Annotated in this window: 17 protein-coding genes; 6 read left to right on the forward strand and 11 right to left on the reverse strand. The window is 62.4% G+C overall.

What is annotated here, in order from left to right; genetic code table 11:
- Positions 1-121: 121 nt before the first annotated feature.
- Entirely contained in the window at positions 122-967 is an 846-nt protein-coding gene (locus tag CWE01_RS22120) for a sulfotransferase (protein WP_100942672.1), read from the reverse strand.
- 161 nt (positions 968-1,128) lie between these two features.
- Entirely contained in the window at positions 1,129-2,721 is a 1,593-nt protein-coding gene (locus CWE01_RS22125) for a glycosyltransferase family 39 protein (protein ID WP_100942673.1), read from the reverse strand.
- Positions 2,722-2,964: 243 nt separating this feature from the next.
- Between CWE01_RS22125 and CWE01_RS22130 the strand changes: the two genes are divergently transcribed.
- Together CWE01_RS22130 and CWE01_RS22135 are read left to right on the forward strand one after the other, a co-directional pair.
- The gene (locus CWE01_RS22130; protein WP_100942674.1) at positions 2,965-3,555 is read left to right on the forward strand and encodes a phage tail protein; all 591 of its coding nucleotides are present in this window, start codon (positions 2,965-2,967) and stop codon (positions 3,553-3,555) included.
- 61 nt (positions 3,556-3,616) lie between these two features.
- Entirely contained in the window at positions 3,617-3,928 is a 312-nt protein-coding gene (locus CWE01_RS22135; RefSeq protein WP_100942675.1) for a hypothetical protein, read from the forward strand.
- Here CWE01_RS22135 and CWE01_RS22140 read toward each other — a convergent pair.
- Genes CWE01_RS22140 through CWE01_RS22155 form a run of 4 tightly spaced genes read right to left on the reverse strand, consistent with a single transcriptional unit; the run spans position 3,921 to position 8,645 of the window.
- Entirely contained in the window at positions 3,921-4,415 is a 495-nt protein-coding gene (locus CWE01_RS22140; RefSeq protein WP_100942676.1) for a GNAT family N-acetyltransferase, read from the reverse strand. The genes CWE01_RS22135 and CWE01_RS22140 overlap by 8 nt on opposite strands.
- 29 nt (positions 4,416-4,444) lie before the next feature.
- A complete protein-coding gene (locus tag CWE01_RS22145) occupies positions 4,445-6,541 on the reverse strand; it encodes a biotin/lipoyl-binding protein (RefSeq protein WP_100942677.1) in 2,097 nt (698 codons plus the stop codon).
- Positions 6,541-7,863 (reverse strand): efflux RND transporter periplasmic adaptor subunit, encoded by a 1,323-nt coding sequence (locus tag CWE01_RS22150; protein WP_100942678.1) that lies wholly within the window; start codon positions 7,861-7,863, stop codon positions 6,541-6,543. Before CWE01_RS22150 ends, CWE01_RS22145 begins: the two co-directional genes overlap by 1 nt.
- Positions 7,860-8,645 carry an efflux RND transporter periplasmic adaptor subunit gene (locus CWE01_RS22155; RefSeq protein WP_100942679.1) on the reverse strand — a complete coding sequence of 262 codons (786 nt, stop codon included), beginning with the start codon at positions 8,643-8,645 and terminating at the stop codon, positions 7,860-7,862. The genes CWE01_RS22150 and CWE01_RS22155 overlap by 4 nt, the downstream gene beginning before the upstream one ends.
- A 225-nt stretch (positions 8,646-8,870) precedes the next feature.
- Between CWE01_RS22155 and CWE01_RS22160 the strand changes: the two genes are divergently transcribed.
- The 3 genes from CWE01_RS22160 (at position 8,871) to CWE01_RS22170 (ending at position 12,475) form a co-directional block, all read left to right on the forward strand.
- Positions 8,871-11,048, forward strand: coding sequence for an outer membrane assembly lipoprotein YfiO (locus tag CWE01_RS22160; protein ID WP_100942680.1), 2,178 nt, complete (start codon positions 8,871-8,873; stop codon positions 11,046-11,048).
- A 6-nt stretch (positions 11,049-11,054) separates the two neighbouring features.
- The gene (locus tag CWE01_RS22165) at positions 11,055-11,768 is read left to right on the forward strand and encodes a DUF3142 domain-containing protein (RefSeq protein WP_100942681.1); all 714 of its coding nucleotides are present in this window, start codon (positions 11,055-11,057) and stop codon (positions 11,766-11,768) included.
- Positions 11,769-12,094: 326 nt separating this feature from the next.
- Positions 12,095-12,475 carry a DUF6124 family protein gene (locus CWE01_RS22170; protein WP_100942682.1) on the forward strand — a complete coding sequence of 127 codons (381 nt, stop codon included), beginning with the start codon at positions 12,095-12,097 and terminating at the stop codon, positions 12,473-12,475.
- 210 nt (positions 12,476-12,685) lie between these two features.
- On the opposite strand, the gene CWE01_RS22175 is transcribed toward CWE01_RS22170, so the two are convergent.
- The 5 genes from CWE01_RS22175 to CWE01_RS22195 all read right to left on the reverse strand — a co-directional run bounded on the left by CWE01_RS22175 (position 12,686) and on the right by CWE01_RS22195 (position 19,217).
- On the reverse strand, positions 12,686-15,232 hold the full coding sequence (locus CWE01_RS22175; RefSeq protein WP_100942683.1) for an EAL domain-containing protein: 2,547 nt from the start codon (positions 15,230-15,232) through the stop codon (positions 12,686-12,688).
- 279 nt (positions 15,233-15,511) lie between these two features.
- Positions 15,512-16,378: an ABC transporter permease gene (locus CWE01_RS22180; RefSeq protein ID WP_100942684.1), complete on the reverse strand. Its 867-nt coding sequence runs from the start codon at positions 16,376-16,378 to the stop codon at positions 15,512-15,514.
- A gap of 19 nt (positions 16,379-16,397) precedes the next feature.
- The gene (locus CWE01_RS22185; RefSeq protein WP_100942685.1) at positions 16,398-17,252 is read right to left on the reverse strand and encodes an ABC transporter ATP-binding protein; all 855 of its coding nucleotides are present in this window, start codon (positions 17,250-17,252) and stop codon (positions 16,398-16,400) included.
- A gap of 5 nt (positions 17,253-17,257) precedes the next feature.
- Positions 17,258-18,295, reverse strand: coding sequence for an ABC transporter substrate-binding protein (locus tag CWE01_RS22190; RefSeq protein ID WP_100942686.1), 1,038 nt, complete (start codon positions 18,293-18,295; stop codon positions 17,258-17,260).
- A gap of 25 nt (positions 18,296-18,320) precedes the next feature.
- Positions 18,321-19,217, reverse strand: a complete 897-nt coding sequence (locus tag CWE01_RS22195; protein WP_100942687.1) for a TauD/TfdA family dioxygenase — start codon at positions 19,215-19,217, stop codon at positions 18,321-18,323.
- A 523-nt stretch (positions 19,218-19,740) separates the two neighbouring features.
- Between CWE01_RS22195 and CWE01_RS22200 the strand changes: the two genes are divergently transcribed.
- Positions 19,741-20,430, forward strand: a complete 690-nt coding sequence (locus CWE01_RS22200) for a GntR family transcriptional regulator (RefSeq protein WP_100942688.1) — start codon at positions 19,741-19,743, stop codon at positions 20,428-20,430.
- The last annotated feature ends 576 nt before the right edge of the window (positions 20,431-21,006 follow it).

Here is a 21,006-nt window from a genome sequence, read left to right on the forward strand (position 1 = left end):
GGGTGAAACCAGGGTTCTCACGCTTTCAGCCCGCGATTTCTGTTTGCTCCACCACATGCTTCACCTGCACTCGAGCGCTTGCGCGCCCAAAAGATTTTTTTGTCGGAATAAAAAACCGCGATCAACTGACCGCGGTGTTGGTTTTCATGCGAATGACATTGGCGGCGCTGGCGGAGCCATCGTTCCAGAACGACAGTTCCGCATATTTTTCGAACAGGTCCGGCGGCAGGATCGTGCGCCGTGACTCCAGCGCCACCTTGGGCTTGACCTTGTGCAGGCCGGCGAGCCCGAGGGCCTGGTCGAATTCCGGGGCGTCATACACCAGGTGGTCGAAATCGTGCTCGAACCAGGGTTCGCCGATAAAGTCGTAGACCAGCCGCAATACCCGCTCCGGGGCCTGGGACAGCAGGTCGTAATCGATCAGCAGCAAGGAGTCGGCGTGTTCGCCGTAATAGGCTTCCTTGATCGCGGTCCAGGCATACCCCACCAGGCGATTGCGCTGGGCCAGGGTTTCGCAACGGCTGTAGACGGTGTTGCGCTCGACTTCGTCGTTGAACAGCTTGGTGTTCTCGAAAGGGTTGGCGCGGTACAACCGCTCAAGGCTGTCCATGACCCAGGCAACATTGCGCACGCAGGCGATGACCTTGGACTGGGGGAACAGGTCCATCAGCGCGGGCAGACGCGCCGACCACTGGCGATTGGTATCGAAGACCACCGATTGCTCGGTCTTGTCGGCGTAATAGGACTCGAACAGCCCGCGCAGCAAGCGACGGCGCATGTCGGTGTCGATCACCGCGCCGAACTCGCTGCCGGCACTGCATTGTTCCAGCACGCTGTTGAACAGGGTGCCGACCGGGCTGCTCATGCCAGCATGAAAGCGGGGATTCTGTAGAAGAATGGCGGACAGCAGGGTGGACCCTGAGCGCGGCAAACCGGAGATAAAGTGAAAACTGCGCAATCCCTTCACCCTAGACGGAAGTCCATTTGTAGGACAAAGCGTAGCCTAAAGGGAATCGCTCACACTAGTAGTATTTTGACATCAACCATCTGCGTTTTAAGTCTAAACAACCCATAAACAGCGACGTTTATGGGCCTTCAATATGACTTCATGGCTCTAGATCAGGCCTGTTACGGTGAGTCATCGCTACACGAAGGATGGCAGACCTCGTATAAAACCGCCTGGGTGTCACCCCCGGCATGCTGGTCAATTTTTCGCCAATTGTCCGGAATGGACGGGAATTCATCCGGCGCCACCCGGCTCATCACCAGCCAGACCCGGCCATTGCCCTGGGGCAGGTCGTCCAGCCGATCGAGGTAGACGCCGGCGTTTTCATCGATCAGCGTACCGAAACCATAGCTGTTCGGTCGGGTCGACACGCCCTTGGCCGTGGGCGGCGTGTACAGCCGCGGCGCGGTGGCGCTCTTGTCGTAATAGCCCCAGGTGAGCAGCCAGAACATATCGCCCAGCACCACCTGGTCGCCGGCGACGGTGTGCTGGTTCATGTACTCGACCATGTTGTTGAACTGATCGCCTGCGTCGACGGTGTAGTTGTTCTTCAGGCCCACGCCCTCCACCGCCAGGATCGCCATCAGCAGGAGCACCGCCAGGACCTTGAAGCGCCGCGCCAGGCGATCGATGGCCAGGGCCAGGATAATCGGCAGGCCGAGCGCCGGGACGGTGAGGTAGCGCTCGATAAACACCGGCGAGACGAAGGAAATGGCGAATACCAGCAGCAACGGCAGTGCGCTGTAGACCACCAGCAGCGTGTCGAAGCGGTAGCGGCTGCGGTCAGTCCAGACGAGGAAGGTCATGACGGCCGCCATGACGCCCGGCAAGGTGACGAACAGCCACAGCGGCATGCCTTCGCCGTCGTCCTGGGCCATCAGTTGCCAAAGCATCGACGGCAGCGAACGCAAGGTGACCGGCGGTTCCCAGCCGACATCGCCGCCGACCTTCAAATCCTCCATGTGCCGCACCAGATCGATCAGCCCGGGCAACCAGGGCAGGAACAACAGCACGATCGCCACGTTGGCCAACCACCACTCGCGACGGGCGATATAGCGGTGCGCGCTACCGGGCTCGGGGCGGATCACCAGCAGATAGAGCCAGTGCGACAACACGCACAACGCCGAAAAGTAGTGGGTATAGAAGGCCGCCGCCATCAGCAGCGCATAGATCACCAGATAACGCTGGCGCGCGGGCTCGCGGACCCAATACACCAGGGCAATGGTGGCTCCCAGCAGCCACACGCCCATCAGCGAATACATGCGTACTTCCTGGCTGTAGCGCACGGCCGTGGGCAGCAGGGTCAGCAGCAGGCAGGTCAGTATCGTGACCCGCCGGTTGGCGGCCAGGTTCGCCAGCCAGGTGCCGAGCAGCACCGTGACCACCCCGGGCACCGCGCTCATCATGCGGATCGACAGGATCGAGTCGCCGAACAGGCCGATCCAGGCATGCAGCAGCATGAAATACAGCGGCGGATGGACATCGTGGGACGCATGGGACCAGATGCCGGCCAGCGGGAACTGGGCCAGCAGCACGCTGGAGCCTTCGTCGCCCCAGATCGCCGAGGCCGTCAGTTCATAAAGACGCAACGCCACGGCCAGTAGCAGGAGGGCTATCAGCCAGGGTTGGCGAAGCAACTGGACAAGGGATTGCGGATGCGTGACAGGCTGACCGGAAAGTCGCTTTGCTACTTCATCATTGCTCGGAACGCCCATCACCATCCTCTAGAAATCGACAACTGCACCCGCCAGGGGGGGTATGACGCGGTGATTGTAGGCTAGAACGATACTGCCTTGCCTGACTGTTCCCATCACGACCTCGAGCATGCAAAAAACCGGGCGCCGGCCAGGACAGCGTCTACGCTTCAGGACGGTGCACAGCAGACCCGGACCGGCGGCCTACGCAGCCCGTCCAACGGGCAAGGCACTTCACTTAACGCAGCTGAAGGATAAGGATCTATGGACGTATTTCTCGGCAATATCCAGATGTTCGGCTTCAACTTCGCCCCCAACGGTTGGGCGCTCTGCAACGGCCAGTTGCTCAATATCCAGCAGTACCAGGCGCTGTTCACCTTGCTCGGCACGGTCTATGGTGGCAATGGCCAGCAGAACTTCGGCCTGCCCAACCTGCAAAGCCGCCTGCCGATTGCCCAAGGCACCGGCCCGGGCCTGACGACCCGGGTCATGGGTGAAGCCAGCGGTACCGAAAAAGTCTCCATCCTGAGCACCAACCTGCCGCCGCAGGCGATCCCCACCAGCGGCCTGACCGTCAGCACCACCATCAACCTGGCGAGCGCCCCCAGCAATCCGGTCACCGCGCCGACCAATACCAATGCCTATCTGGGTGCATCCGCCCCCTCGGGGCCGCCCTCGGCCGGGATCTACTCCGACGCGCAAGGTTCCTCGCCGGTCGCCCTGAAAGGTGCCACCACCACTATCGCCGGCACCTTGGCCATACCTGGCGGCGGCGTGGCCCTGGGGACGATGAACCCGTTCCTGGTGGTGAACTTCAGCATCGCCCTGCAGGGGCTGTTCCCTTCCCGGAACTGATCAGCCTCAGACCGCCGGGGCCCGGTGTCCCGGTTTTTGCCGTATATGACGGAGAATATCGATGCTGCAACAGGTTTCAAGTGAACACTTCCAGGCGTTGATGAAACAACACTGCCCGCTGCATCTGCCCGACGGCAGCCTGCTGCCGATCGAGATCGAGGCGATCGCGCTGCGCCCGCAATCGCGCCTGCCGGAAAGCAGCCGAATGCCCTTCAATGTGCTGTTGCGCAGCCTGGAACCGACGGAGTTCGTCGACGGCCTGTGCGCCCTGGAGTTACCGAACCTGGGCCGCGTAGACGCCGTCTTCGTGTCCCGCGAACCGCCCCTGGGCCGTGATCCGGCCCTGGGTTATTTCAATATCGTCTTCAACTGAAACCCGGATACCAGACCAGACGATCAGCCCCCGGGGAACTCTCTTCAACCTGAAACCCCAGCGCCAGGTAATGCTGGCGCGCCTGGGGATTACTCGCCCAGACCACCGTCGCCACCGGGCAGCGCACCTGCTCGGCGGCCTTCTGCACCCCTTGCAGCACGCTGCGACCAAACCCCTTGCCACGGGCCGCCGGGATAAACGCCAGGTACAGCACGCGGATTTCATTCGGGCCGAAATCGGCGCTGAGCACGCCGATAGGGGTGTCGAGCTTTTCCACCACGTAGTGCATCGCATCGGGGAAGTGCTCGCCGATACCCCGCTCCTGCACCTGGAATTGCTGGGCGACCACCTGCTCGACCACCTCGGGATCGGCGTCGATCCACTGTAATTCGGGACGGGCCGACTTATAGAGGCTCTGCAGAAAAGGCCCATCGGTAGGCCGTGAGGGCCGCATGGACAAACCGGCGGCAGACGCATTGTTCAACATCGGTTGTACTCCCTGAACCGTTGTACTGGCTAGAAACCACTCTCCCGCACGCCCAGGGCGGCCATGCGCCGCCAGGCCGTGCCCAACAATGACTCACTGCGCCCCTGCAAGACCGCCACACCGCGCAGCGGATGACTGGGCGTCGGCACGTCTTCGAGCAATCGTAGACGAGCGCCGTACTGCGCCTGCACCGGTTCCGGCCGACGGTTTTCGTCACGGCGCACGGCAATCGGGCCATGGTGATCGGAGGTCAGCGCCTCCTGGTCGATGGCCGCCACCCCGTTGGCATCGACGTCCAGCAGCTCCACCGGCCAGGCCGGGCGCATCGGGTCGTCGGCGACAAAGCGCCCCTTCGCTCCCGGCGCGACCCGCCACAAGTCCTCTTCGGCCAGATAACCACGCATGCGGGTGCCGCCCTCGACTACCCGCGCCAGCGGCTCCTTGGTCGAAACCCAGCGCCCGACGGCCAATTGCGGCATCAGGTCGCGCACCTGGCCGGCCTGCGGTGCCTTTAACAACAGACGATCACGACGGGCTTGCAAACCCCGGTATTCGGCCACGGCCTCCGCCAAACGCTGTTCGAGAATGCCGACATCGGCCGCGGTTTCGCTGCGCCCGGCCTGGCGGCGCATCTGCAATTGGAGGATATCGATTTCACGGCGCACGATGATCAAGCGCGAGTCGACGTCCGGCGACTCCAGCTCCACCAGCACCGTGCCCGCCTCAACCATCTGCCCATCGCGGACATTGACCTGCTTGACCCGCGCGGCGACCGGCGCATGCAGGGCCGTGACCCGCCCGGCTTCCAGCATCACCGGTATTTCCACGCTGCTGCGCCAGGGCACCGCCACCAGCAACAGCAGCGCCAGCAGGCCCAGGCCGCTAAGCAATACCCGTGGGGTATGCGCCTGCTCACGTCGCGACCACCATTCGCGGGTCTCCTTGAAAATCGGCAGGAAGATGAACCAACCCAGTTCCACCATCATCAGGAAGATGCCCAGCAATTTGAAGAACAGGTGATAGACCGCCAGGGCGATCCCGAAAAACAGCGCCGCACGCCACAACCAGGAGAGGAATCCCCACCACAGCAAACGTCGGCGCATGGCCGGCGGCCAGGGTTCGGGGGCCGGCTCGTCGTAGCCGAACAAGGCCTCGCGCAAACGCCAGCGGCACAGGGCAAAGGCGCGGCCCTGGAGGTTGTCGATTTCCCAGAAGTCGCTGAGCAGAAAGTAACCATCGAAACGCATGAACGGGTTGAGGTTGACCGCCAGGGTGGTCAGCCAGGTGGCGCTGGCGAGCATGAACGCCGCCGTGCGCGCCGGCCCGTCCGGTAACAGCGACCAGGCCAGCAGGGCGATACAGGCCAACAGCATTTCGGCCATGACCCCGCCGGCACCGATCAATAATCGCGCCTTGCGGTCGTTGATCCGCCAGGCATCGCTGACGTCGGTATAGAACAACGGCAGCATGACCATAAAGGCCACACCCATGCTCTGCACCCGACACCCGGCGCGCTTGGCCATAAAGGCATGGCCGAATTCATGGCAGAGCTTGGCGAAGAACAGCGCGATGCCGAAGGCCATGGCCCCGCCGAGGCTGAACAGGTGCGGAAAGGTCGAGAGAAAGCGCTCCCAGTCCCGCGACACCAGAAACACCCCGAGCCCCAGGGTCGCCGGCAAGCCGTAGCGCAGCAGGCGCGGGCCGAAGCGTTGCAGCCAGGGCCAGGCGCGATTGAGGAAAGCATCCGGGCGCCACAGGGGAATGCGGAAAAACAGATATTGATGCAGCGCCATCTGCCACAGGCTCTGGCGCGATGCGGCGGCTTTCCAGGCGTAGCTGGCACGCTGTTGCGGGTCCAGCGAGGCGATCAGGTCATGGGAACGCAAAAAGCCCAGCAACTGCTCCAGCTCCGGGTCGCCCAGCGGCAGGCCCGGTTCACGGTTCGCCGCTTGCAGCACCTGCGCCGGATCCCCCAGCGACCAATGCCGCAGCAAACGCATGGCCTGGACACCGAGCTTGAAATAACGCCCGCGCACCGGGTCGGCCAGGGTCCAGCGCGGCGAACCGTCCAGCGCCGGGGCGGCGGCAGTGAGCTGCAGATCCGCGCGCAGGCTGGGCAGGTTCATTACAGCCCGACACTCTGGCGCAGCCCGGCCAACGGCCGACGCAGCAGGTACAAGGCCAGCGGCGCACGCTGGCCGAAGAGTTTCGCCGTGCCGCGCAAACCGATGCGCGGTACCGGGGTATCGGTGAAGCTGGCATCCAGGCGATAGGCCAACTGCCCGGCCGGGGTCGATTGCGCCTCGTAGGCCACCCGCTCCAGCTTGGCCGAGTAACGCTGCAAGGGGTCGCTGTCGAGGAACAAGGCGACTTCGGCGTCGGACGTCAGGGCGATGGCGTCGCCGACCGCCAGTTCGATGCGCAGTTCGGCCTGGTTCGGGTCGGCGATTTCCATCAGTCGTTCACCGGTCTGGATCGGTTTGCCGGTCCAGCGTTCGGCATCGGCAAACACCGCGATACCGTCACGCTCGGCACGCACTTCGCTGCGTTTGAGCAATTCGGCGGCGTAATCGCGTTCGGCGCGCTTCTGCTCGACCCGCGCCGCCAGCAAATCGATCTTCGAGCTCGACTCCGCATCGGCAAAGGCGCGCTGGGCATTGGCCTTCAATTCGGCTTCGGCCACGCCGAGGGCGCGCTGGGCCACATCGGCCTGGGCCTTGAGGGTGGTGCTTTCGAAGCGCACCAGCAGGTCGCCGGTCTTCACCGTCTGGTTGGGCTTGACCAGGAATTCGGCAACCACCCCATCCAGCGGGGCTGCCACCACACGGCCGGCCAGCGGCACGACTTCCGCCGGCGCCAGCACCGACTGACGCACCGGAATCAGCAAACTCAACAGCGCCAGCACCACCAGCAACGCCTGGCGCTTGCGGGTGAAACGCAGACGCCACGGCCGCCGGGGCTGCAAGGCGAGCCAGGCATGGCTGTAGGTGTCGCCCAATTGCGCCAGCAGCACCTGTTCGGAAGGACTCCAGGGATTGTCGCGGGCCAGCCAGAGGCCGCCGAAGACTTCGCCCTTGTGATCGAGCAGCGGCAACCAGAACACCTGGGGCGCCGACAGGCTCTGCCAGTCCTCGCGCACCGAGACGGTGAAGGCGTCCATCGGCACCACGGTTGCGGGTTTGGCCCGTTCCAGCTTGAAGACCTGCGCCACGGCGTGTTCGACGAAGGCGACAAACGGCGCATTCGGCTCCACCGAGCTGACCCCGGTCACCGCCCGCACCTTTCCGGCGATCAGCAGGGCCGCGTGGCGAAAGCCAAACAGCGCCTGGCCGTCGTTGACCAGGCTATAAGCCAGCTGTTCGGTGGTGCGGGCAGCGCGGGTCACGCGTTCAAGGTCGAGGAACTGGGCGAACACCCGCTCCACGGCGCCCGCTACCGGTGCGTTCACTTCAACGCCTCGAAGCGCGCAGTGCCGCTCATGCCCGCCAGCAGGCCGTCGACCTTGGGCAGGCTGGCCACCAGCAACAGGGTCTGGCTGCCTTCATCGATCCGCGCACCGAGGCGCTTGATGGTGGCCGTCAACGGTTGCCCGGTTTCATCCGGGACGAAGCTGAAAGTCTGCCCGGCCTTGAGCTTGCCCATCCAGCGCGACGGCACCAGCAGGTGGATTTCCAGGGTGCGGTTGTCGACGATCTCCAGCATCGGCGCCCCGGCCGAGACGCTTTCATAGCGCTGGACCTTGCGCTGCACGACCTGGCCGTCATAGGGCGCGATCACGCTGCAACGCTTGACCTGCACCTGGTAGACCTGGGACTGGGCCTGGGTTTCGGCGAGCTTGGCCTCGGCGCGGGCCACTTCGAAGCGGCCGACGGAGTTCAACGAAGCCAACTGTTTATTGTGAGCCAGCTCTTCACTGGCACCGCGGCTGGCAGCCTGGGCGGCATTGAGCTGGGCCTGATAGGCCGAGCAGTCGAAACGCGCCAGGGTGTCGCCCTGCTTGAAGGTTTCGCCTTCGCTGTAGGGCAGCTCGACAATGCGCCCCGACAATTCGCTGGCGAGCATCGCCTGGTCACGGGCGCGCAACACGCCACGGGCCTCGCTGGCGGCGACGGTATGCGTCGCGGCAACGTTATTAGTATCCAACAGCGGATCAGCCTCGACCGGCGTCTGTGCCTGAGCCAGGCACGCCATGCAGGACAACCCCACTACAACTACCCGCAAACACCACATATACAGTGACTCCTTGTCGGACAATCGCGAGTCTACGGCAGCCGTATCAAGCGTCAAGCCAATTGCCACTATGTTTATCGAACGACCGGGCGGTCGCCGATGTGCGGCAGATCACAGCCTGCAACGCCGTGCTGGGTACAAGCATAGGTGTTGCGGCCCGGCTTCGGTATTATTCGCGCCACTCCCGGCCTCGCTGCCGCTCGTTTACGGAATTAGGGACAATTCATGCGTATCGGTCTTCTGACATCTCTGGCCCTGGCGGTGAGTGCCGGCTTCTGCTCCATGGCCCAGGCCAGTTCCGACGACACCTGCTACCCGCGTTGGTCAATGCTCAAGTACAGCCTCGACGGCTGCAGCAACCTCGCCTTCCTCAACCCGGGCAACGACAGCCGGGTCAACCTGCGTCTGTTGCTCGCCGACCAGGGCGCCTTGCCCCTGGCGCCCAACCCGCTGAGCAACGACGACCTGGGCGCGGGCTTCGGTCCGGTACCGTTCGCCACGACCCGCCTCGACGCCGCCCCTGAGCCGGTCGTCGACGCCGAACCGGGCAAGTCCGTCACCGCCCCGCTGGATGAGGCCCTGGCAAAACTCGGTATCACCCGCGAAAACGCCAACACCGCCGTCAGCTCGCTGCTGTCCGGCGAGGGTGGACGCTGCCGCAGCAATGACGCCGACAGCGCCACGACCTTTATCAACCAGTTGTTGGGCAGCAGCGAGCTGCCCGACCCCGAGCGCCAGGCCCTGGCCCGCGCTCGCGTGCAGATGCTCGGCACCTGCGCCTGGGAACCGGCCCAGCAAGCGAGCCTGGTGCCCGCCATGCAATCGGCCCAGGGCCAGGCATTTGCCAGCTACCTGAACGGTGCCATCAGCTTCTACAGCGGGCGCTTCGCCGACGCCGCCCAGGTCTTCGCCAGCCTGGGCGAAAGCCCGCAACCCTGGCTGAAGGAAACCGCGCAGTACATGCAGGCACGCACCGCCCTCAACCTGGCGCAACAGAACACCTTCGACAGCGACGGCATGCCGACCAGGGAAGAGGCCGACGCGGCCCAGCTGAAACGGGCCGAAGAAGGTTTCCAGCATTACCTCGGCACCTGGCCCGAGGGCCTCTATGCGACCTCCGCCCGTGGCCTGTTGCGCCGGGTCTACTGGTTGGCGGGGAATGCCGAAAAACAGGCGACCGAATACCTCTGGCAACTGGGCCAGGCCAAGGCCGACGAGCGCAACGTGACGCCCGACGAACTGGTGCAGGAGATCGACAACAAGATGCTGTTCGGCAGCGGCAAGGTCGATCAACCCTTGTTCCAGGCCCTCGACGACCTGATGGGCATGCGCCCCGGCTACGGCGAGAACGCCGCGCCCAAGCTGACCCTGGACATCCTCCAGGCGCAGAAACCGATCTTCGCCGCGCAACCGGCGCTGTATGACTATTTGCAGGCGGCGTTCCAGCTGTATGTCGCGAAAAACCCGGAGCTGGCGCTCAAGAGCCTGCCAACCGAGATCCCGGCGAAACTCGACTACCTCGCCTTCAGCCAGCAGATGCTGCGCGGCCTTGCCCTGGACGCGAAACAGGACGGCAACGGCGCCGAGGCCCTCTGGCTGCAACTGCTGCCGCAGGTCCACCAACCACTGCAACGCGAGCAGGTCGAACTGGCCCTGGCCGATCACTACGAGCGCAATCAGCAGGTGGCCAAGGTCTTTGCCGCCGACTCGCCGATCAAGACCGTGCCAGTGCGCGCCATCCTGTTGCGGCATATCGCCGACGCCGGGCTGCTGCGCCAGGTTGCCCAGGGCGAAGCCTCCACCGAGCGGGATACAGCCCTGTTCGTGCTGCTCTACAAGGACCTGCGCCTGGGCCATTACGCGGACTTCGCCACCGATCTCAAGCAGTTGCCTGCCGAACCATCGGATACCAAGTTGAGCACCTCGTTGGGTTACACCTACGGCGACGGCCAGCCGCTCAAGCTGTTCCGCTGGAGCGGCGCCAAGGCCGAGTCCGGTTATGCCTGCCCGACCATTGGCGAGACGGCGGCGACCTTGCAAGCCGATGCGAAGCAGCCCCAGGCACTGAACTGCCTGGGCGAATTTATCCTGCGAAACAGCCTGGACGGCATGCCCCTGGACAGACAGCGCGGCTCGGATGAGCTGGGCGGGACCGCGTCCTTGTTCAAGGGCAGCACCTTCTCGCGGCTCGACGGTTACCAGAGCGTGATCGGCGATACCAAGGCGTCGTCCACCGACAAGGCCTATGCCCTGTTCCGCGCCATCAACTGCTACGCACCTTCGGGCTACAACAGTTGCGGCGGGAAAGAGGTGACACCAGCTCAGCGCAAGGCCTGGTTCAAGCAGCTCAAGACCCGCTATGCCAGCACCCAGTGGGGCAAGTCGCTGCAGTACTACTGGTAAGTGAGCGTGGATCGCTGGCGCTGGCTGTTGCTGGCCGGGCTGCTGGCATTCGCCGATGCCCGGGCGGCGGTCGATGCGCGGGACTACGACAGTTTCTGGCTGTGGAGTGGCGTCGCTCCGCAGGCGGTGCTGAGCCAGGCCAAGAGCCTGTATATCCTGCAAGGCCAGGTCAGCGAGTCGCGGCGCTCGCCGCAGCGGACGGTCAACTTTATCGCCCAGGGCATTGCGATTCCGCGCCTGACCCGGGGCGAGGTCTGGGTGGTCTATCGCGCCCACACCCTACGCTGGCCGGAGTCGGTCTATCGGCAGTTGCTCGGCCAGGTGAAACGCTGGCAACAGGCGGGCAACCCGGTGGTTGGCATCCAGATCGATTTCGATGCCCGCACCCGCTACCTCGATGAGTACGCCGCCTTTCTGCGCGACCTGCGCCAGCGGCTGCCGGCGGACTTGCGCTTGAGTATTACCGGACTGATGGACTGGAGCAGCAACGCCGACCCGACGGCCATCGCCCAGCTCAAGGGAGTGGTGGATGAGGTGGTGGTGCAGACGTATCAGGGGCGGCACAGCATTCCCGATTACGCCGCGTATCTGCCCCGGATAAACCGACTGGGCATGCCATTCAAGATCGGTTTGGTCCAGGGCGGCGAGTGGCAGGCACCGGGGTATTTGAAGGGGAATGAGTGGTTTCGCGGGTATGTGGTGTTTTTGCAGAACCCCTGATCACCGGACAATTCCCTTTCCCTTGCCTGAAGTTTCCTAGAAAATCCTTTCGCCTTGCGCCTGCTGGAGCCGGTCACTAGTCTTCGTCCTATCGCTGCAAAATCAGCGATCGGGCGTGAGAACCCGTGCTCAGTAAGCGCATCAGCGCCACTTCGTTACGAACGCCTTTTCATCTGAAAACGCTTCATGGCGGCTGTGCGCAGGCAGACTTCGGTCTGGCCGGTTGCCTACTGTCCGGTATTCTCACCCTGTGTACAGCTGCCACCCTTTGCCGCGTGAGAACGGCAAACGATGGCCCCTCATTACAGACATGTAGGAGCTGGACCATGGATAAAAGACTGACACCGGACCCGCCGATCATTTTCCCGGCATCACGTCGCGCAAAGACCGGAAAACCTCACTTCGATGCCGCTGCCGAACGCGCCTTTGCCCACTACGGGCTACCGCTGAGCGACGACCCGCTCAGGCCTCATCCGACTTTCTCGCCCTCGCCCACTCGTATCGCGTCGTCGCTCAGCGTGGAAGACAAGCTGGTCAACGCGCTGTCGATCCTGCAATCGGCGGCGGCCACGGCTTATGAGTCCGCCGACCAACTCGACGGAGCGAAGCGCAAGTTGGCGATGGGGACGGTGCATCTGATCGAGTTGGCGCAGTCGTGGGTCGACTCGGTGATCGATGAAACGTCGACAATGGGGACTGCGGGCTGATCCAGAGCCTGCGGTGTTGCTGAAGACGCCTTCGCGGGCAAGCTCCGCTCCCACAGTAAATTTCGCGTCGAACCTGATGTTTGTGTACGACCAATAACTACCTGTGGGAGCGGAGCTTGCCCGCGAAGGCGGCAGTACAGGCACCACAAAATCAGCGGATGTATATCAACGCACCAGAGGCCGCAACTGAATGAACTCGGCAATGGAACCTCAGGCATTAAGCCGAAAACTCTCCAGCCAGGGCCCCAACTCGACCGCCTGCAACGGTTTGGAAATCAGAAACCCCTGCGCCACCTCATAGCCCTGGGCCTGGAGGATCTTTTGCTGGCCCGGGGTTTCCACACCCTCGGCCACCACCCGCAACGCCAGGCTCTCGCCGATACGGATCACGGCTTCGCTCAGGGCCTGGCTGGTGCCGTCGGTTTCCAGGTCATGGACAAAACTGCGATCCAGCTTGAGCTCCTGGATCGGCAATCGTCGCAAGTAGCTCAAACTCGAATAACCCGTCCCGAAGTCATCGATGGCCAGGCGCACACCCAGGGCATGAACCTCGTCGATCGTGCACAAGGTATCGGGGTTGTTGTCCATCAACACGTTCTCGGTGATCTCCACCGTCAGGTCCGCCGCCACCAGTCCGTTCTGCGACAAGGCCCGGCTGATAAGGCCTGGCAATTCACGGTTGTGGAAATTGGTCGGCGAGAGATTCACCGAAATGCCCGGCACCCTCAGGTGCTCACGGCGCCAGCTTGCCAACTGCCGGCAGGCCTCGCGCAACGACCATTGGCCAAACTCGCCGATCAAGCCGCACTCTTCGGCCAGGGGAATGAAGGTGGTGGGCGAGACATCGCCAAATTGCGGATGCGACCACCGCGCCAGGGCCTCGATACCACACAGTTCCTGGTGGTTGAGATCGATCTGCGGCTGATACACCAGGTACAGTTGTTGCTGATCGATGGCCTCACGCAACGCCGCCTCCAGGTTCAGTCGGCCCTTGGCCATCTGATCCAGTCCGTGGCTGAAGAAACTGATGCCGCCCCGCCCGCTGGTCTTGGCCTGATACATGGCGATGTCAGCCCGTTGCAGCAGGACCTCCATGGTCCGACCATCCTCCGGGAACAAGCTGACGCCAATACTGGCGGACGGCCTGAGGGTCACGCCGGCGATCTGACACGGCGCGCTCAGGCAGCTCTTGATGCTGACCAGCAGGTCGGTCACTTGCTCCAATGAACATTGCGGCAACACCAGCACAAACTCATCGCCAGACAGCCGACAGACAATATCCTGCTTGCGCCGCCGTTCATTCAAACGCCGGGCGATCATGCACAGAAACTCATCGCCCGCCGGATGCCCGAGGGAGTCGTTGACCTGCTTGAACCGGTCCAGGTCAATGAACAGCACCGCCAGGCTGCTCTTGCTGCGCACCGCATCGGCAATCGCCTGGTCGGCCTTGGCATGCAGCATATTGCGATTGGGCAGTCCGGTCAGGTCGTCGTAAAACGCCAGCTGACGGATGTGGGCGCGGGACTCTTCGCGCTCCAGGGCCAATGCGCAGAGGTGGATCGTGGCATTCACCAGTTGCTGATCCTGTGGGCTTGGCTCGCGGTTCTCACGATAGTAGAACGCGAACGTCCCCAGCACCCGGCCTGAACTGGATTTGATCGGCGTCGACCAACAGGCCTTCAGCCCCAGCGCGATCACCTCATCACGAAAGGCCTCCCAGAACGGGTGATGGGCAATGTCCGTCACAATCACCGGCTCACCGCTGAAGGCCGCCTTGCCGCAGGAGCCGGCCTGCCGCCCGATGGGCAAACCCTCCAGGGCCCTGGAGTAATGTTCGGGCAAGCTGGGCGCGGCCAGCGGGTGCAAGGTGCCCGCCTGGTCGACCCGCAGGATCGAAGCCACCACCTCGGGGGCAATCCGCTCGACTTCACGGCAGACCAGCGTCATCAAGGCCGCCAATGACTCCTCCCGCACCATGGCTTCGAGCACTTTATGCCGCAGGATCTCCGGCATCCGCGTGTGGGTCACGTCAATCAGCACGGTGACGGTATTGGTCAGGTGGCCGAGATGATCGAGCACCGGATAGGTAGTGACATTGCACCAGACACGATGACCATCATGGCGATAACCAAACGCCTGTGAGACGTAGGGCCCGCCTCGTCCCAACAGGTCACGGATGGCGGCAATGTCTTCCTGTTCGAAATAGGGCGCGATGACCTCGATGGGCGTTCGTCCCAGCACGGCGGCCTCGTCGTAGCCGAACATGCGCGTGAACCCACCGTTGATGTAGAGAATCTGCCAGCGGGCATCGGTGACGATGATCGCGTTTTCGGTGCTGTCGACCACCAGCGACAGCAGAGACAGGCGCTGGCGCTCTTCATGCTGGACGGTAATGTCCTTGATGAAGGCGGTGTACATCAGTTGGCCACCGGTCCTGACCTTGGAGATGGACATCGCGCCCCAACCCCGGCTGCCGTCCTTGCGCTCGATCGGCACGTCACGGCTGGTGCCGACGATCTTGTTGACGCCCGTGTGGCGATTGGCATCGACGTAGCCGTCGTGATCCGCGCGGAGCAACTGGGGGACCAGCATACTGACATTGTTCCCGACCACCTCCTGCTGCGCATAACCCCACAACTTTTCGGCGGCAGCGTTGAACAGGATGACGCGGTTCTTGCTATCAATCACCACCACACTGTCGATGCTCTGTTCGAGGGTCTGGATGAAAACGTGTGAAAGATCCTGAATTTCAGGCATGGCGGGGGGCCCACTCACGGGAATACAGCAAATACGGTGTCGGACTCCTTCCCGATGTTTCAGTCGCTTGGTGATCTGTGCCCACATCGGTGGACATCATAGGGAGGGGGAGAAGGCGGCACCGAGGTCGGTACCGAAGAGGAGCAAGGTTGATAACCTCTACAGTGATATCAATGTGCTGCCATCTGATCATCAGACTATTGATCTGGGTCAAAGAACCCACAAAGACAGATGTAATACCTTGGTCGCGGCCCCGCGACCAAGGTCTTCTCATCCGCTCTAACGCTGCATCCCCCAACGCTTCACCGTCACCCGCTCCAGCGTGTCGAACACCAGGTTCTCCACCAGCAAGCCGATCAGGATCACCACCGCCAACCCGGCGAACACCTTGTCGGTGTACAGCTCGTTGCGGTTCTGGAAGATGTACCAGCCCAACCCGCCCTTGCCGCTGGTGGCGCCGAACACCAACTCGGCCGCGATCAAGGTGCGCCAGGCAAACGCCCAACCGATCTTCAGCCCAGCGAGAATCGACGGCAACGCCGCCGGAATCAGGATGAACAGCACAAAGCGCAAACCCTTCAGGCCGTAATTACGGCCCGCCATGCGCAGGGTCTCCGACACCCCGAGAAACCCGGCATAGGTATTCAGCGCCAACGCCCAGAGCACCGAGTGCACCAGCACGAAAATCAAACTGTTCTGCCCCAGCCCGAACCAGAGCAATGCCAGCGGCAGCAACGCAATCGCCGGCAACGGGTTGAACATCGAGGTCAGGGTACTCAGCAGGTCCCGCCCGAACTGGGTCGACACCGCCAAGGTGGTCAAGGCAAACGCCAGGACAATCCCCAGCACATAGCCCTTGAGCAGCACCACCAGGGAAATCCCGACCTTATCCAACAATTCGCCACTGATCAGGCCGTCATACAACGCACTCGTCGTCTGCAGAAAACTCGGCAGCAGCAGGTCGTTGTTCTGATACCGCGCCGCGGCTTCCCAAAGCACCGCCAGCAAGATCAGGATCAGGCTCTTGCGCAACCAACCCTGTTGCCACAACCGTTGCGCCAGAGGCAGTTCGCGCTCCAGCGGGACCTCGAGCAACGGCTCCAGGACCACTTCATATTCTTCACGCACAGGGGATGAAAGACTCATCGGGCATTCCTCCAGCCGCTCAATAGGCGATGCGGATATCGGCGAAATCCAGTTCGGTTTCAGCCTGCGGGGTTTCGTCGAACAGCAACCGGTGGATCCGGCGCGCCGACGCCTGGAACTCGACGCCGCCCAGGCTGTGCAGGTTGTACTGATGGCTATGGATCTCCGCCCGTACCCGACCCGGATGGGGTGACAACAGCAAAATGCGGTTGCCCACCACCAGCGCCTCTTCAATCGAATGGGTGACGAACAGCAGGGTGAAACGCACCTCTTCCCAGAGTTGCAGCAACTCCTCCTGCATCTTGCGCCGGGTCAAGGCGTCGAGGGCGGCGAAGGGCTCGTCCATCAGCAGGACCTTGGGTTGCATCGCCAGGGCCCGAGCAATCGCCACCCGGGCTTTCATGCCGCCGGACAAGGTGTGCGGATAAGCGTCGGCAAAGGCCGACAACCCGACCTTTTCCAGGTAATGCAGCGCCCGCTCTTCAGCCTCCCGGCGTTTGAGGGTGCCCGACGCCAACAGCGGAAACATCACGTTCTGCTTGACGGTTTTCCAGGGCGGCAACTGGTCGAACTCCTGGAACACCACGATACGGTCCGGGCCCGGCTCGGTGACGGCCTGGCCTTGCAGACGGATCTCGCCTTCGCAGGGCCGGATAAACCCGGCCACCGCCTTGAGCAAGGTCGACTTGCCACAGCCCGAAGGCCCGAGCAGGACAAAACGATCTTCGTGGTCGACTTCAAAACTGACCCGGTGGGTCGCCCGCACGACGCGCGCCGGGGTGCGGTATTCCAGGCTGACCTGGTCGACCGCCAGCAACGCCGGGGTGGCGATGCTCGGGTTGCTGGCCGTGTGGCCTTGCAAGAGGGCATTCATCTCGGTCAGCTCCCCTGCAACAGTTTGGCATCCTCGAAGAAGTAGTCCTTCCACGACTCCGGCTTGTGCTTGATGGCGCCCACGCGATAGAGGAACTCGGCCAGCGGGTAGGTGTTCTTCGGCGTGATGCTGAATTCGAACTGCGGGTTGTCGATGATTTTCAGCAACGCCGCACGGTCGATCTTGGCCTTGGTCACCCGCAGGTAGGTGTCCGCCGCCGCGCCTTTGTCCTTCTGCGCGAAGTCGGCCGCTTCGGCCAGGGCGTCAACGAAGGCCTTGTAGGTTTTCGGGTTGTCGTTGCGGAATTTCTCGGTGGCGAACAACACGGTCGGCGAGTTCGGCCCGAGCAGGTCGTAGCTGTTGAGCACCACGTGCACGTTGGGGTTTTCCAGCGCCTGTTCCTGGAACGGCGGGTTGGAGAAGTGCCCGGTCAATTCGGTACCGCCGGCAATCAGGGCCGCCGTGGCATCGGGATGCGGGACGGCGACGGTGTATTTGTCCAGGCGATTGAATTCCTTGTCGCCCCACTGCTTGGCCGCGGCGTATTGCAGGAAGCGCGACTGCACGGAAACGCCGACCGCCGGCAAGGCGATACGGTCCTGGTCGGTGAAGTCAGCGATGGTCTTGACCTTCGGGTTGTTGCTCACCAGGTAATAGGGAAAGTTGCCCAGGGAGGCGACCGCCTTGACGTTCTGTTTGCCGTAGGTGCGATCCCAGATGGTCAACAACGGCCCGACACCCGCACCGGCGATATCCACCGAGCCGGACAGCAGCGCGTCATTGATCGCCGCACCGCCGGACAGTTGGGTCCAGTCGACCTTGATATCGATCCCTTCGGCCTTGCCGTATTTCTCGATCAGGTGCTGGTCGCGGACCACGTTGAGCAGCAGGTAGACGATACCGAACTGTTCGGCGACGCGGATCTCGCCCTCGGCCTGGGCCGTGGTAGGCGCCAGCAGGCTGCCGGCCAACAGGCTCAAGCCGAGGCCAACGGAGGTGGTGAGACGGCCGAGTTTCGGCCACAACGCAAAGGGTGCAGGCATGGGGATGCTCCTTGAAGCGATCAGATCAGAACGGGGCATCGCCCTGGATGGTGGTGCGGTAGAGCTTGCGCCGCAGGTAACTCGGGCAACCGGCGGCCAGGTGCACCAGCGAACGGTTATCCCAGAACACCAGGTCGTGGGGCTGCCACTGATGGCGGTAGATGTTTTCCGGCAACACGCTGTGGGCATACAGCTCGCTCAGCAGTTGGCGGCTTTCGTCTTCCGGCAGGCCGACAATCCGCGTGGTGAAACCCTCGCTGACGAACAACCCCTTGCGCCCGGTTTCCGGGTGGGTACGCACGATGGGATGCACCACCTCGGCGACCTGGGCCAGTTGTTCAGGGGTCAGGGTTGGCCGCCAGTTGCCTTCGAATTTGGTCTCGCTGTAACGCGCTGTGTAGGAGTGCGCCGCCGAACGGCCTTCGATCGCCTTGCGCAGGGCCTCGGGCAAGCTGTCCCAGGCTTTGTGCTGGTCGGCAAACAGGGTGTCGCCGCCTTCGGATGGCAGCTCCTGGGCGTGCAGCATCGAACCGAGGCTCGGCAGCTCCTTATAGGAGAGATCGGAATGCCAGAACTTGCCCGCATCGCCCAGGCCGATGTTCTGGCCGTTTTCGACGATGTTGGAAACGATCAGGATCTCCGGGTGCCCGGCCAGCAGGAATTGCTTGAGCACATGAATCTGCAACACGCCAAACCGGCGGCTGAAGGCGATCTGCTGTTCGGGACTGATGCGCTGGTCGCGGAACACCACCACATGGTGATCCAGGTGCGCACGGTGAATGCGCGCAAAGTCCTCGGCATTGAGCGCCTGGCTCAAGTCGAGGCCGACGATTTCAGCGCCCACCGATCCATCAAAGGGGCGGACGTCGAAGTGCTGTGCCGGGGCATCAGCGGTGGTCGAAACGGAAGAAGCCAGGGACATGGAAGGACTCCTGCGCAGGGCACGCTCAGAGGTGCACTTGGTGATCAGACACTCACGCGGGTCGCGTGTGGGTTCAGTTCATACGGCCCACCCAAGGGTCGGTGAGCACGCAGAAATATGACGATATAGATATAAGAGAGATAACTTAAATACTATTAAGGAATATCAATAGGGCCTTTTTCATAAGCGCCCCGGCGCCGAGCCGGTGAGGGGCGATGATTTTTTCACGTGCCCCGAGGACCTCTCCGACACATCCGGATACCTTGAAAACCCGGGTTCTGGAACCTTGTGCAAAACACTGGGACAGCGGGAAGCAATACGCATTGCCAAGAGGGCGAGTCCCTACAGCCACTTGGGAATCGATTGATAGTTTCAGGGGGGGCTGGTGGAAGAGAATGGCACCATGCAATCATCCGTTATAGCGCGCCTAAGGCGCAGAAAACGGACGGTTTGACAAGCACCCGGGCAGCTTCTAGTGTGCCATCGGATCACCCTTCAACCTTGTTCAAAACAGAGTAGTCGCGTGGCGGAAAAACCGAATCCCTTGAACAGCGTTCACGTCAATGGACCCATACCCGCCCACCTGGCCCGGGCGGTGATAGAGGAGACCTTGCGCAACGCCATCCTGGACGGGCGCCTTCCCTGTGGTCTGGCCTTGCGCCAACAGGAACTGGCGACGCTGTTCGGCGTCAGCCGCATGCCCGTGCGTGAAGCCCTGCGCCAGCTCGAAGCCCAGGAGCTCCTGCATGTGGTGCATCACAAGGGGGCCGTGGTTGCGCCACTGATCGTCGATAATTCCATCGAAGCCTACGACTTGCGCATCCTCCTGGAGACCGAGGCCCTGCGCCTGTCGGTGCCCCTGCTCGAGGAGCGCGACTTCCAGCAGATCGAGGCCTATATCGATCTGCTGGAAACCGAACAGGACTATACCCAGGTCGGACGGCTCAACCGCCTGTTCCACATGGAGCTCTACAGCAAGGCGCCCAATCACAAACTGTTGAAACTGATCGAGCAGGGCCTGGTGGAAGAAGAACGCTTCCTGCGTTTCAACCTGTCCGCCATGGGGCTGGGCCAACTCTCCCAGGATGACCATCGCGCCCTCCTCAGCTCTGCTCGGGCCGGCGAGATCGAGGTGTGCGTGGAGAACCTGCGACACCACCTGCAACGCGGCATTGAAGTGATTCTGCGTTATCTGGCCCAGACCCGGTCTTGACCCCCTGAGCCGATACGCCCGCAAGACACCGGGCCTGCGGTTTTACCGACGTGCACGGTGGCTCGCGAGCTGAGGAGACAGGTTGCCGGTGAGCGATAACAACGCGGCCGACAAGCGCTCATCAGCTGTTTTGCATGATTTGTGAAAGATGTCGTGGGCGCACACCCTGCCACGCAGGATGACCCTATCTATTCACCGCTTCGGACAGGTTTCGCCTCTTCCGGCGATAGCAGAACTGTCCGTTTGGGCACAGGCTTGCTCACCGATAATCAATTGACGAGCGACGTACGGCTCTGCGCATGCAACTTTCGGATTACATCACTCAACCAAGGAGCACTTCCACGCGCCGGAAGTACGGATCAGCCGTGTCTCGGCCACGCCTATCAAATTAATAACCCACTCCGTTGAGAGCCAGTTGAATGAGGCATTCCATCATTCATTTAAATTCTGATCGTTATTATTCGGAAGGGGCACTCTCACCCCTAAAAACACGGCATCGCCAGTGTTATCGGTGACACTCATCCATTAAAAAGTTGCACTTACAATTGTTCTAAAAATAACTTGATCCGCGCTGAT

Source organism: Pseudomonas sp. QS1027 (assembly GCF_002814235.1).
Classification (GTDB): Bacteria; Pseudomonadota; Gammaproteobacteria; order Pseudomonadales; family Pseudomonadaceae; genus Aquipseudomonas.